Here is a 13,742-nt window from a genome sequence, read left to right as displayed (position 1 = left end):
AGCAATGACATTTTCACCCTTGTATTATTGCCTTAATCCTGGCTGATAACCGCGTTACGCGGGACATCATCCACTTCCGCCTGCCTGCGCAGCCGCTCCTGCCGGGAATGTTCATATTTATACAGGCAGAAATAAATGAGCGCCTCGTATTCACGCTGCCGGGCGGGATACATCCGGTTTACCTGCATGTGGACCACATCCGCCAGCAGTGAAGCACGCCGCGCCTCCGGTCTAGCGGCCTGGAAAAGCAAATCCAGCTTTTCGAGTAACATGTCCGGCGTTTTCTTTAGCGCCCCGGTCGCCCAATCCTCTCCGGCCAGCAAGCCGACCAGCTTTTTACGGAGCGAACGATAACTTCCGTCCATACCCACCCGCAGCTCCTTTTCCCCGCCGAACTCAGTGAGGAACTTTTCCGTCATATTGCCCAGGAAGGCCGCCAGCTTCCCGGGCGTATCCAAAGCCCGCCTGCAGAGTTCATGAACGACCTTAAAGGGCCACAATTCCCCCTCTGCTCCATCCGGCATCGCCAAAAACAATTCACTGCCCGCCCAAAAAACATCTTCCGTCAGATGGATCAGGTCAGCGCCATAGCGCTCGATCTCCCTTTCATAGGTTTCCGTCTGTAAGCCCCTGACCAGTGAACCATAACCACCCTTCGACAAAGCCCCCTTTAAAGTCGCCAATAATACCGGCGTATCCTGTTCCGCGGCCCTGATGCGCAACCTGATGTGCGGGGCAGGGTCCTGGTAACGGACAAAGAACCAACAGCGGATCCGCGCCCGGTACCTCCTGAGCGCGCCGCTCACCGGGCCGGAAAGCAACCGGTCCGCGACACCCGCGCTGCAGTAGATCTTCAGGTACAGCCATTCACCACCCGGCATAAAGCGCCGTTCCGCGCCTGCGCCCGGTAGCCCTGAGGGACCAGTCGAACGGTAAACCCTGTCTTTTCCCGAAAAAAAAGCGACCAGCTGGCCTGCCAGCGGCTTATTCCCTGCCAGCAGCGACCGGTCCGGCACAAGGTATTCCTGTAACTGCACATTGCGCTGCCCCTGCAGGCATTCCAGAAAAAAAAGGCCCTGCCGGTCATCGGCCAGGTCAAAAACCAGCAGGCGGTCGCCCAGACCGAAGGACACCCAGGGCGGGACGCCACGCTTTTCACGAAAAAGATGAAGCCTTCCCAGCGAAAAGGGCTTCTGCGCCAGCCGGGCCACTTCCGCATCAGAGAGGTACCATTTAGCCGGGCTGACCACCGTATTATTCAGGCAAACCCGGGGGTAAAAAGGCAGGCCGGGAAACAGCTTCCGCATCTCCAGCGTCAGGTTCGCCTGTACGCCCTGGAACTGCAGGTCACAGAGCAGCCTGAAAACCGCCAGCTCGTTATGCCGGAAATTGTAGGCTGTTGGCAGGCGCGGAATAACCCGCTCCCCTGTAAGCGCCAACTCCAGGACCAGCTCGGCACCTCGTACAGAAAGCAGCAAATCGGACAAAGCGATCTCCGCAAGGCCCCCGTCCGCGAAGGTGTTCAAGGATATGACCCGGCCATAGACCTGCCCCCGCCGGTTAATATTATCCACATGCCGGTGAGAACGCTGATGAAGCTCGGCGAAGACCACATCAGGATTAGCCTGCGCCTCCGCCGCCGTGATATCGCGGCACAGTTCACCCACCTCTTCACTGAACACCGAAAAACGGCCGATAATCGCTGCGGCCGTCACGCCCCCCGCACTCTCCACAATCATTTTACCCTCCCCAAAGCGGAACATCACCGGGAAGGAAGGCGGCAGGGGCTCCAGGGGTTCCTCCAGCCCGGCCAGATCTTGCTCGGTGATCTGTATAGGGTCAAAAGGAGACCGCTCCCGGTCCAGCATCCACAAGCGGAAAAGCAAGCGGTGTCCGGGTGTCCATTCCAGCTGCTCATCCTTTTCCGCAGGGTGCCCGAAAGGCAGGTCTCCCAACAACTGCGGCCCGGCCTTTTCCGGCACCAGGTCCGCATAGGCGATCCCCGCTTCCGGGTCCAGCGCCAGCAGCAGGGGTACTTTCTGCCGGTCAAAGCGTTCACTGAAATCCGCTATGAACTGCTTCAGGGCCGGTGATCCTACCGGCCGGAGCAGTTTCCGGAGCGAATTCACAGCCTCCCAAAGGCCCTCCTGGTAGTGGCGGGCTACCCCGCCCTTTCCGGCAGTACGCTCCAGCCCGGCATAAAACCCGCTCTCGCCCCTGTTATTTTCCGGAGCCGCTTCATCCATCCCGAACCCGGCGGGAAAAACGACCTGCCGTACTTTACCGCCTTCATTTCCTTCACTCCCAGCCGGCAGTTGATCCCTTCCCGGCTGGCCGATCAGCCCCGCCCCCCTGTCAGCAAGCAGGACCTGTTCCGTCAGCAGGAAATCCATGTACTGCGCGGCCTCTGCTGCCGTACAACCGCTCTTTTCCACCAGCAAAGCGGCAAGGTCCGCGTACCGGATGCCTTCCCCTGCCGCCCTGATCAGCAGGCTGTTCAGCCTTTCTGCAGCGATAGCCTTCATCGAAAAGCCATACTTTCCGGAAGGTTGCTCCAGCCAGCCCGTATACCTGAACTCCGCCGAAAACCGGTACAGCGTCCGGTTCACCTGGACGACAGGATTAACCGCCCGTGCTTCAGTACCCTGCCCCTCTCTGCACCACAGCGCGGGGGCCAGGTGGAGCACAGTACCGGCATCGGTACTGAACCGCAGACCCTGTACATCGGACCATTCCGTCAGTGAAAAAGAAGCAAAGGCGCCAAAGGGTGTGGGCCTGAAACACATCCTGTTATAATATTTCAGCAGGCTGAACCGCTCCTTCGCGTCCAGCAGCTCAAAGCCGAATCCTTTTTTTTCCAGCGCCCGGTAAAACTGCGGACTCGCCAGATAAAGCGCCTTGCGAAAGGCATCATCCCCAAGCACCTCCGCCAGCCTGTCCGGACCATAATCCGTGAAACTGTAATAAGGCGCCCGCACAAACACCTTATTTAATAAATCATACCGCTCCCTGTCAAACATATGCATCCAGTCAAAAGGTTTTTCCTGTATTTATCATCAATTTAAACAGCTCTTCTCAAAACAAAGCACACCGAAACGCCTCACAGAACGGCCAGTAGCTAATTGCCGTCTCCCTTACCGCCCAATACCTGAGCGGCAGCCGCATAGCCGGCAACAGCATTCATCGCCCGCACACTGCGCCTCGACTGCTTTCACCAGTACAACCAGTTCATCAAAAAGAGCGGCGATATCAGCCAGATCCAAACCCGGCTCTTCTGCAGCGCAACCGCTCCCCGCGGCCAACGCTGCATAAACCTTCAAAAGCGCTAGCTCAACAGCGGCCGAACCGTAATTAAAGGGAAACGCCCCCCCAGCCTGCCGGGATGAGCCCGAACCTGCGCTTAACCTTCCCATGCCCTGCAAAAAGTAAAAACCACAGCCATATGGCCGGGAGCGGGCATACCCCTCCCCGTAGTCATTAAAACAATGACCATAAAAACCATCAGCATGAAAAAAAAGGAAATAAACATCCCCAGTTTCGCCCGCAGGATCCGCAGCGCGTTACTCAGTTGCTTCGACACGTTCGCCTGCGAGGTTCCCAGTTCCTCGGCGATCTCCCGGTGCGAAAGAAAATCCTTCCGGCTCAGCTCAAATATCCGCCGCATCTTCGGCGGAAGCGCGGCAACCTGCTTTTCAATATAAGCCGCCATCTCCCGCTCCCGGACCTGGTAATCCGCGGGTACCCCACGGCAATTATCCATAAAATCCCCCAGCGACTCCACATACTTCCCCTTTACCCGCTCGTGCGCAAACAGATCAAAAATCCTGTTCCTCACGGCTGTAAATAAGTAACCCGCCAGGTTAGAACCAATCTGCATCGATTCCCTTTTAAACCACAAACCAGCAAATACCTCCTGGACAACATCTTTTGCAAGCTGTTCATCCCTTACTTTTTTATAGGCATGAACAAAGATTAATTGGAAGTAACGGCGGAAAATCTCGTTATAGGCGAGATGGTCTGAATCTTGAAGCAATTCGAATAACAGATTATCGTTATGGATTTTGTAATTGGCCATTAGCTAACATACCGAAATGTAGCCTCTGACGAATGGGCGGTCATCAAAAGGGCCGGAACCCACCTGTCATGTCGCGAGGCTCTGGTAAGCCAACCTCTTTCAAGGTAATCTCCATGACATAAGCGAGCCCCGGCCCTATTGTTATAGGGAACGGAAGCCACACTTACACTCGCAGATTAATTTACCAGATTTCGCGGCGAGGCTCGTTAGCAGTCCTTATATGTTATTTTATTGACTGCAAAAGTAACTTATTTATCATTCATTCATGATGCGATAAAGGTACAGTGATTGATAGTTATACCTACGATCCATTCGGAACGATAATCTTCCATCATGGCAACACCAAACAACCATTCCGTTTTATGGGGGAATTAGGTGTTGAAAGCGAAAACTCCTCCCTGTATTATGTACGCGCCAGATACTACGATGCGGCAAACGGTCGGTTTTTAAGCAAAGATACCTATCCTTACTCTTTGTCGAATCCCCAGACACTCAATAGGTATGTGTATGCGACAAATAACCCGGTATTGAGATTTGATCAGACCGGCAATTACCAGCACCAGGATGACAACCGTGAAGGAAATAAAGGTGAGATTATAGAAAAATTCATTTCGACCCTCTTAGATATATTGGATAAAACACTTGATGACAGCAAAGATTTAAAATATCAACTTTTGTCGAATCAACAAGTACAGGAAACCATTGGGAAAATCGTGAAGAATGCGCCTTTCGTGTTAACTGCCAAAGAGTTGATAGAGCTTTACATATCCTACAAAAACAAGGATATAACAAGCCAAGTGGCAATAGAAAAAGGGGTGTTCGTGATTTCGTCGTCGTTAATTGGGCGGTTCTTCGGGCCCTACGTGGGCATAGCTGCCGACTTTGTTAATCCAACCGTTGCTGAATAAATTCTCATGAAAAAGATATTAATCATTATATTGTGCTGTTGGGTTAAAGAACTGTCAGCCCAAACTATAAACTATTCCTATGATAAACTCGGCAGGCTAATATCGGCAACCTATCCGGATAGCAGTTCATTGTCTTATAGTTATGACGCATCTGGAAACAGAATAACCAGCAAAACAAGCAATAGGCATTATCATCAACCCCAAGTGATCCTGTTTAAATTACCTAAAGCAGTGGTATATGGCGCCGCTGACTTTTTCCCAGGCGCAACGGCCAGTTCCGCACTGTCGGTAAGTTATCTTATCCAAGATACCACTTTAATCAAGTTCGTTAACGGCAAACTACATCCGCTTAGGGTTGGAAAAACGACAATTGCAGCTACGCAAAAGGGAAATGCCAGTTACCTTGCCGCTGATACCGTCATAGATACTATTGCTGTGACTGCAGCAACTTTATTTATTACTGCTAAGGATACAAGTAAAATTACCGGGCAGCCTAATCCACAATTGACTGTGACTTATACCGGTTTTGTTAATGGCGATGATGCCTCAAAATTGCTTGCAGTACCGATAATAACCACAACAGCTAAGAGTAATTCCCCAATTGGTACTTATCCGATTAACATCAATGGTGCTAAAGCTCTAAACTATACAATGATTTATGTGCCCGGCAAGTTAACCGTCAAGGCTATTCCTGTACCAGTTATCATTTCCTTTACACCGACCGCTGTTATTACTGGTAGTACGATTATTATTACCGGCACCGGTTTGGATAATGCGACGGAGGTTAAAATTGGTAATACCACAGCAAAATCGTATAAGATAATTTCTCCCAGCGAGATTGATGCAATTGTAGGAACTGGGTCATCCGGATCTATTTCCGTCACAACTCCAGGAGGAACAGCGACGCTTAAGGGAGTTGACTTTAAGTTTACACTGCCCAACAATAATTTCAAACTTTCCATCAATAGCGCAACCTGTAAAGGAAGTAATAATGGAACTGTCAGCATTTCGGCAGTACAATCAATGACTTATACAGCAACTCTTTCAGGGCAAGGGTTAAATAATTCCTATCCTTTCAAAAACACAGTAATGATCAGCAATCTTGCAGCAGGCACTTATTCTCTATGTATAACGGCAAGTGAGCAATCAGATTTTAAACAATGCTATAACGTCGTAATAACAGAACCTCAAGACCTATCTGTCTATCAATCTCTTAACAAATCAAAGAATTACGTTGACCTTTTACTTGATGGCGGCTCACAATATCATATCGTTTTAAATGGCACAAGTTATAATACCACTGCAAGCAATATCAGTCTACCTGTCCAGCCTGGAGTCAATATACTTTCCGTTAATACGGATATTATCTGTCAGGGAACGATCAACAAACAATTTACTGTTTTGAGCAAGGTTATACCATATCCCAATCCCTTTAAAAACGTACTACGTATCAACTTGGGACCAATACCTTTAAAGAACATTCGGGTTATTATAAGTCATTTACCGGACGGCAAACAAGTGTTTACACAATACACGGGCACACAGGCGGGCGTATTGGAGCTTGACCTGCATAGTCTCGGTTCCGGCCTATATGTGCTTGAACTTGCCGCTGATAACGAAGATCAACTATTTAAAATACAAAAACTATGAAAAAGCTGTTCACCATTATTCCGGCTTTGCTAGTTTGTGCAGCCTGTGGAGGGAAAAAGAACACACCTGATCCAGGAGGAAACGCGCCACCGCCGTCAATGGCAATCCTTAAATTCCCTGACAAAAGTGCGGTCTGCACAAACGGCACTATAATTTCTGATACAACCAGCAGTGTGGTATTTACCTGGAATAACGCAGCGAACACTGATAGTTATACGCTGCATCTAAAAAACCTGTTCAATGGTATCAATAGTGTCCAAACTACTTCACAAACTCAGCTATCAATTCTGCTTCGTCGAAATACACCTTATTCCTGGTTTATCGTATCAGGTTCAAAAAATTCCGCAGTAACTGCTGAAAGTGAGATTTGGAAATTTTATAATGCTGGGAAAGGTACTGTTACCTATGCTCCTTTCCCGGCTGAGATCAGTGCACCAGGTTACGGGCAACACATTACTGTAACCAGCGGGGTAGTCAAACTGAGCTGGAAGGGAAGTACTGTGCTCGCAGGAACGATAAGCGACTATGATGTTTACTTTGGAAGTATCAGCAACCCGCCTGCTTTTAAAAAAGGAATAACTACAAATTATCTCGAAAACGTCAGTGTACTGAGGGGTAATACTTACTACTGGAAAATCATAACAAGGGATATCCTCGGCGATACATCTGATTCGGGAACTTACATCTTTACCGTCGATTAAAACAAGAACGTATGAGCACCTTCACCAGTCGAAATTTAGCAATAACGTAACCTCGACCTAAATTAATGCCCCCGGCTATAGCATTTTTTCAATAATATATTAACCTATCAATCATCAGCATGTTTATAAGGCCTAAACGCTCCCTCCGGCATCAAACTCAATTTAAGATCTATCAAAAATATCCTGAGTTAAAACCTGGCCGTTTATCATTTTTAAAAAGCTATTTGAATTTCTTGTCGGATAAAAAAAGCTGGTGGGCTGTTTTTCTTAATGTACTCGTAATTTTTCTGTTACTGGTATATGGGCATATACCACATCTTGACTTTATTGAACTGACAACTAAGACAGCAGAAACGATCGTTGACCAACGTACTTCAAATGTAGCCACAATCATTAGTATGACATTGGCGGTAATCGGACTACTATTAAGTAACCTGGCCATTAAGGACTCCCAAACTTACAAATTATTGTTTTTAAAATCCCGTTTGTACTTTATTATCTACTATATACTTAGCGCGATCTTTTGCCTTATTGTAGGATCAACCTTACGTGACACCCTTTCGCCGGAGCGATTTAAGGATCTGGTACTAGCAGGAACTTACCTTGCTTTATCCATTTTATTGCTTATTGGGTTTTTATTTAGCGCTATCATAAATTTCGCAAATTCAGGCAACATCCAGAAGATTTTGAAAGCAGAACTGATCCGGGAAACAAAAAACAACATCGGCAAAAATTTAGTCATTGAATACAGCAGGGAAATCTTTTTAAAGATCATGAAGGATCACAAAATTGATGAATATTCCCTGGATATATCCTTCAGTAAATGGCATGGAACAACTATGGGTGCAGACAATTCAGAAGATAAACCATTGGTGTATGAGTTAGATCCATTCAAAAGACTGAGCAAGTGGATAACTAACCTGTTTCCCAAATTCAGCAAAAGAAACACAAACCACGGAAACACGATAATTGAAATCGAAAAACAAGGAGTAGAATTTGAGCGATCATATAAAAAGCAAATTAGTAAACTTGAAAAGAGAGCAGGCAAAAAGAGTCGATTAAGATTATGGAATTACCTTCTTAATATTGGTAAACAAATAAAGTGGGGTGTCAGAAACTTGTTTATTGCCCGACATTATTTCCCCTCTCCCGAAAAGGAACTGAAGGAAAAACTAATCGTGGACTTAGATACAAAAAGATTGACAAGATACTTAAAGAAAGATCCCTCAACTATGCAAAAATACTATACAGAGCGAATCTCATTAGATATGGCCACAAAATCTTACACAAATTTTATCTATCCGAATGTCCTATCAAGGAATAAGGGCATCGTTGACATACAAAAATGTCTAAAATTAAAAAACGCTGACACATTGATGTCAAGCATAAATGAATATCAACAGTATTTTGATACCAAGATGGAAGAATATTCAGTAGAAGGGAAACACAAGAATATTGCACAAATCCTGGACATTTACCTTGAGGTTTATCAACTTCAGATGAAATTCCAATCATGAAGGAATTCGATGTAACCGACGGGCTTGATACCAATGTGTGGGGTACATTGAACAAAGCTATTGAGCGCAATGACAAAGATTCAATCAGCGTCTTGCTGAGTTTCTTTAGAAAGATATGTCGTGCAAGTCTGAGCAACAGGAAGATCAAGTATTTTCAGCAATATATCGGCTTTGCATCGCGCGTGTATAGACAGGTCTACGCGAGGGTTAAAGAAGATACAAGCTATTTGCCTTTAGTACATTTATTTTCCCTCGAGCTTTCCCTACATCTGAAAGAAATAATTTGGTTTAATATTGGCTTGGAAGGAAAAACTGCCAAAACAATTGCAGAGAAAAAGATCATCAATCTGTTTTATTACGAAGCTTTTAAGAGTTTTAACGACCTGTTTTACTTGTCCATGCGCTATCAGGACTGGCCGATGTTTCACGAGGCATTAAAGGATTTTAACCAGTTAGCAGAAGGTGCTTTCGATATTGATATACAGGATAAACTAAAGCTTGCTTCCTTAAGCCGGGAGAATAAAGATGGGAAGAATGATGCTGCAATTGCCGAACTTGATCAACAACAACAGATCGCCTATCAATATGAAAATTATAAGCGGCAGGTATTGTCAGGCCTTAAATGCTGGTGTTACCTGCTATTTGAACAAAACATCATTGCAGAAGACAGTTTAACCAAAATTTTAACAAAAATCATTAACTATCCCTATGAACCCCAAAACGAGATTAAGGATATCTTATTTTTCAGAAGCGGCGATCTCAAATATTATATGAATTGGGAAAACTGGGATTATATGGATCGTCCAGAACATGAGACGTATTATCCTCCGATGCCGGGAAGCTGGATGACAAAAGGCTTTTTCTTGGATAGGATAAGAAACAATAACGCTTATTTTAACACGGATAAGATCAATCCTCTAAGTTTAAAGGATATTCCCTTTCTTTATGATTCTTTACTAGAAAGTTTAAATTCCATTCGTCCAGAATTTGAGAAATGGAAATCGATCTTAAAAACCGAAAGTATTGAAGAGTTTGATCAAAGAGCAAGGAACCTTCTTGCGTCTGTGTCCCAAGCTAAAAGAATTACTATCGGTAATAAAGAACACGTTATAGCAAATTCCGAATTAAGCAATAATAAGATTCAAGAATTTAAAGAACTGGTGGGTAAGGCATGGAAAGGGCAAACCCGGATTCGAAAAGTATTTGATCATTTCGATAATAAAGAAAATGTTACCGGTCAGGATATAAAATTAAAGCGGGTTGGACAAAATTCATTTCTTGAAAAAGGCAAAATGGTCTTCATTGAAGGGGAATATCATTCACCCATTTACGGAATTGAACAATTTGGAGGCAATGTAGGACGATGGGAAGATGAATTGTTTTTTGAGGTAATTCAAAAATCGGTCCCGGGAACCACCACAGGGGCAACAGTCATGGAAACACTGGATAAAGCTATTCAGAAGCTCAAATCCAATAAGGTGACCCCAAACGTGATATTGATAGAAGCTCAATATTTGTATAAAGACGAAGAGTTTTTAAAATCAGAGCGGTATTCCGGATTTTATGATCCACGACTAAACCCTGATGATATCCAATTTTTTGTATTGGGTACATTTGATAATATTCCGTTATTTAGCTCAATGAGTCCGTTGTTAAAGAACAAAGTTGTCGTTGCAGAATTTAACATGGCTTTTTCAATGAAATATAAAACCAATAACAACTGGTTTGAAAATGAATTATCCATCAATGTTGAACTCGTCACAACGCAGCAAGCGAATGAACGGTTGATTAAAGAGCCTCGTAAATGGAAGATCACAAACGATGGCATCGAAATATCTGATGAGGATGCTATTACTTTAATCAAAACCTCCATTGTGATCGATATGGAAACCATTATTGATTACACAGTGAAAGATATCAATAAGTTTATTGTAGGATATATTACTGAACCTAACGCTGATTAATCATTTACTGTTTATGAGAATCACACTGGCCGAAGTTACGTTATTGCTAAATTCCGACCTAAAATAACGATTCAACACAAAAGTTCATCGGTAAATGGGTCTTGGTTTTTTTCAATAATAATAGCAACTTATTATTAACGATACTTACATACATTTTTCTGTAAAATAGAATAGCTTCATCGCGGAATTATCGGTAACCTAATGGATGGGGCCGGTCAAGTTGAGATTATACTTTATTTATATTTTCAGGTAAATTACTCCGAATTTAGTCATCATCGATAATTACAAGTTCTTGTCGGGTATATGTTTGTCTGTATACCATTGTAATATTTCATCTTTACGGCTTGTTTGCAAGCCGGTAGTAGTTTGCCAGCGTTATTGGGAAGATTGAATATCCCGCGCTGCCGTCATTGTTACATGGTTGAAATCGAATGTACGAAAAGATTATCCCACAAAATTAAAAGCCATTGTAAATAAGCCGTTAAGCTCCAGCGGGTTGTTCGTTTTTATTTGGTCATTTTCCCTGCTTTTTGATAGTTGTTCTGGCGTTTTAGCTGTTTGAGCAGGTGTGGTTTGAATTTATTTAGAAAAAACGTGTTTTTACGGTATTATATATTTAGAATAATATTTAACTTAGCCACCAGCACGCTCATTCAGAGCGTATTAGACATTCCTTAAACCTTCACAACATGAAGAATATCCTTATTCTTCCCTTAGTGGTGCTAACTTTAAGTCTCATCTCGTGGGGGCCTGAAGGTCACAGTATCGTGGCCACCGTTGCTGATAAACATTTAACCCCGCATGCCAAAACCGCAGTCACCTCTATCTTAGGCGGACAAAGCATGGCCTCGGTGAGTTCCTGGGCGGATGCGACCCGAAACACAACGACCGCGCCATGGCACTTTCTGAACTTAAGCATTGGACTGAACTACCAGCAATTCTGGCAGGCAGCGACCAATCTTGCCACGCCGAGTGTGTACAGCGAACTGAGGAAACTGGAAGTAGACATCGTCAACCCGGCCACTCCGGCTTTGCAGAAAACGAACGACCTAAAGTATATCAGCCATTTTATCAGCGACGCGCATCAGCCGATGCATACCAGCCGGGCCTCCGACCGGGGCGGCAATGATATCAAATTATCTCTTGAGGGCATCCATACGGACCTCCATGCCTTGTGGGAAGGCGTACTGATTAAACATAAAAACAGTGATTATGTCAGCTTCGCCGCCCACATCGATACGGCTACCCTGCAGCAGATCAGGCAATGGCAAAGTGATGGTATGCTTCAATGGCTTTACGAAAGCTACCAGGCCAGCAGCAAGCTTTACACCGAGGTACAGAACGGCGGTACGGTAAACGAAGCTTATTATACCTCGCATACCGGGATCGTGGAGAACCGGCTGAAGATGGGTGGGATCCGCTTGGCCGGAGTTTTAAATAAATTATTCGCAGCTGCTCATTAAAGAATGTTATGCCAATACTAACCGACCAGGAATTTATTATTGATATAGGGCCGCAGGGCACCTTTCGCAATTCAGGCAACTACCAGACCGTCCCGGCGGACGTTGACGCTATCTTCGCTAAGTTCGAAGCGGAGGGTATTCAAAAGATCGCGCTTTATTTTCACGGCGGCCTAGTCAGCGAAACGTCCGGGTTAAAAGGGGCCAGGGATATCCGGCAACACATCGAAAACGGCGGCTGTTATCCGGTCTGCTTTGTTTGGGAAACAGGCCTGTTAGAAACGATCGGGACTAATTTGGCGAAGATCTCTGAAACTAAGCTGTTCAACAAGCTGCTCAAGCTGCTGCTGAAAAAGGTCACCGAAAAGCTGGGCTATGATACGCCTTTAGGGCGGGGTGTGCCCCGGGGGGGCTTGACCGATGCGCAGATCAATCTGGAATTATCCAAGCCGGTCCCGTTCGCGGATTATACAAAGACCGCGCCCCCTGAAAATTCCCGTACGGCCATTAATACTGAAGCTTTGGCCGCCCGGAGATTCATGCTGCAGACAGAATTATCAGCGGAGCTTTCCGGCACGATCACGGTCGATCCCGACTTCCAGGCGTTGATCCGGGATACCCGGCTTACGGTGGCAAACGATGACGGCGGTGGTTCGCGCGGCATCATCAGTTCTGTAAACTTCATCAGCCATGTCGTTAAGGTGGCCTACCGGATCATTACGCGCTTTCTCGACCACCGGGACCATGACCTTTACCCGACGATCGTGGAAGAGATCCTGCGTGAATTCTACGTTGCCGAACTCGGCGCCTGGGTCTGGAAAATGATGAAGGATAAATCCGACGGCATGTGGACAGACAATACGGACCGCAGCGGGCCCGACCAGTACGCCGGCCGGTATTTCCTGGACAAACTGGCGGCTTACAAAGCTACTCATCCGGAGGTCACCGTCGACCTGATCGGGCACAGCGCCGGTTCGATCGCGATCTGTAACCTGTTCAAACATACGGCGGCACACACTCAGCCTTTCGCTTATAACCATGTGATCTTTATGGCGCCTGCTGTCCGCATCGATCTTTTCAAAACCGAAATGCTGGCCTTTCCGGGTCGGTACAGGGATATCAGGATATTTACGATGAATGACTACTATGAATGCCGCGATATTATGGTGCCGTTTTTTTATACCCATTCTTTGCTGTACCTGATCTCCGGCGCGCTCGAAGATGAGGGTATCTCCTATGACGCCTATATCCTTGGCCTGGAAAGACATATCGGCTACTTGGTACCTTATGCGATACCAGACTTGCAAGGCACACATGATTATTTGTATATGGCCGCTCTGAACCGGGTATCGTTCTCTGTTTTCGGCGGCACGGACCAGGGACTGGAAACCCAGGCACGGAAGCATGGGGAATTTCATGGAGACGCTGCGACGCTGCGCAGTATGACCTTTATCTTAAATAAGTAAA

The 13,742-nt window shown here is 46.0% G+C and carries 10 protein-coding genes; 7 read left to right on the top strand and 3 right to left on the bottom strand.

The window, feature by feature from the left end:
• Positions 1-32 precede the first annotated feature (32 nt).
• The 3 genes from ACFFGT_RS10525 to ACFFGT_RS10515 form a co-directional block, all read right to left on the bottom strand.
• A complete protein-coding gene (locus ACFFGT_RS10525; protein ID WP_377022486.1) occupies positions 33-3,020 on the bottom strand; it encodes a lantibiotic dehydratase in 2,988 nt (995 codons plus the stop codon).
• Positions 3,021-3,134: 114 nt separating this feature from the next.
• Positions 3,135-3,413 (bottom strand): hypothetical protein, encoded by a 279-nt coding sequence (locus tag ACFFGT_RS10520; protein WP_377022485.1) that lies wholly within the window; start codon positions 3,411-3,413, stop codon positions 3,135-3,137.
• The gene (locus ACFFGT_RS10515) at positions 3,401-4,075 is read right to left on the bottom strand and encodes an RNA polymerase sigma-70 factor (protein WP_377022484.1); all 675 of its coding nucleotides are present in this window, start codon (positions 4,073-4,075) and stop codon (positions 3,401-3,403) included. Before ACFFGT_RS10515 ends, ACFFGT_RS10520 begins: the two co-directional genes overlap by 13 nt.
• Positions 4,076-4,359: 284 nt before the next feature.
• Between ACFFGT_RS10515 and ACFFGT_RS10510 the strand changes: the two genes are divergently transcribed.
• The 7 genes from ACFFGT_RS10510 to ACFFGT_RS10480 all read left to right on the top strand — a co-directional run bounded on the left by ACFFGT_RS10510 (position 4,360) and on the right by ACFFGT_RS10480 (position 13,741).
• A complete protein-coding gene (locus ACFFGT_RS10510; protein ID WP_377022483.1) occupies positions 4,360-4,983 on the top strand; it encodes an RHS repeat-associated core domain-containing protein in 624 nt (207 codons plus the stop codon).
• 6 nt (positions 4,984-4,989) lie between these two features.
• Complete coding sequence (locus ACFFGT_RS10505) at positions 4,990-6,633, top strand: MBG domain-containing protein (protein ID WP_377022482.1); 1,644 nt, start codon at positions 4,990-4,992, stop codon at positions 6,631-6,633.
• Positions 6,630-7,334, top strand: coding sequence for a hypothetical protein (locus tag ACFFGT_RS10500; protein ID WP_377022481.1), 705 nt, complete (start codon positions 6,630-6,632; stop codon positions 7,332-7,334). Before ACFFGT_RS10505 ends, ACFFGT_RS10500 begins: the two co-directional genes overlap by 4 nt.
• Before the next feature lie 119 nt (positions 7,335-7,453).
• On the top strand, positions 7,454-8,851 hold the full coding sequence (locus ACFFGT_RS10495) for a hypothetical protein (protein WP_377022480.1): 1,398 nt from the start codon (positions 7,454-7,456) through the stop codon (positions 8,849-8,851).
• On the top strand, positions 8,848-10,815 hold the full coding sequence (locus tag ACFFGT_RS10490) for a hypothetical protein (protein ID WP_377022479.1): 1,968 nt from the start codon (positions 8,848-8,850) through the stop codon (positions 10,813-10,815). Before ACFFGT_RS10495 ends, ACFFGT_RS10490 begins: the two co-directional genes overlap by 4 nt.
• A gap of 689 nt (positions 10,816-11,504) precedes the next feature.
• Entirely contained in the window at positions 11,505-12,278 is a 774-nt protein-coding gene (locus ACFFGT_RS10485; RefSeq protein WP_377022478.1) for a S1/P1 nuclease, read from the top strand.
• Positions 12,279-12,286: 8 nt separating this feature from the next.
• Positions 12,287-13,741, top strand: a complete 1,455-nt coding sequence (locus ACFFGT_RS10480; protein ID WP_377022477.1) for a hypothetical protein — start codon at positions 12,287-12,289, stop codon at positions 13,739-13,741.
• The last annotated feature ends 1 nt before the right edge of the window (position 13,742 follow it).

The organism is Mucilaginibacter angelicae (assembly GCF_042434235.1).
Lineage (GTDB): Bacteria > Bacteroidota > Bacteroidia > Sphingobacteriales > Sphingobacteriaceae > Mucilaginibacter > Mucilaginibacter angelicae.
Note: the sequence above shows the minus strand (reverse complement) of the source record. Positions and strands in the feature narration are given on the sequence as shown.

Bases quoted from the DNA above. Each gene is read 5' to 3' on its own strand.
- ACFFGT_RS10525 (WP_377022486.1), bottom strand. From the start codon at position 3,020: ATGTTTGACAGGGAGCGGTATGATTTATTAAATAAGGTGTTTGTGCGG.
- ACFFGT_RS10520 (WP_377022485.1), bottom strand. From the start codon at position 3,413: ATGGGAAGGTTAAGCGCAGGTTCGGGCTCATCCCGGCAGGCTGGGGGG.
- ACFFGT_RS10515 (WP_377022484.1), bottom strand. From the start codon at position 4,075: ATGGCCAATTACAAAATCCATAACGATAATCTGTTATTCGAATTGCTT.
- ACFFGT_RS10505 (WP_377022482.1), top strand. From the start codon at position 4,990: ATGAAAAAGATATTAATCATTATATTGTGCTGTTGGGTTAAAGAACTG.
- ACFFGT_RS10500 (WP_377022481.1), top strand. From the start codon at position 6,630: ATGAAAAAGCTGTTCACCATTATTCCGGCTTTGCTAGTTTGTGCAGCC.
- ACFFGT_RS10495 (WP_377022480.1), top strand. From the start codon at position 7,454: ATGTTTATAAGGCCTAAACGCTCCCTCCGGCATCAAACTCAATTTAAG.
- ACFFGT_RS10490 (WP_377022479.1), top strand. From the start codon at position 8,848: ATGAAGGAATTCGATGTAACCGACGGGCTTGATACCAATGTGTGGGGT.
- ACFFGT_RS10485 (WP_377022478.1), top strand. From the start codon at position 11,505: ATGAAGAATATCCTTATTCTTCCCTTAGTGGTGCTAACTTTAAGTCTC.
- ACFFGT_RS10480 (WP_377022477.1), top strand. From the start codon at position 12,287: ATGCCAATACTAACCGACCAGGAATTTATTATTGATATAGGGCCGCAG.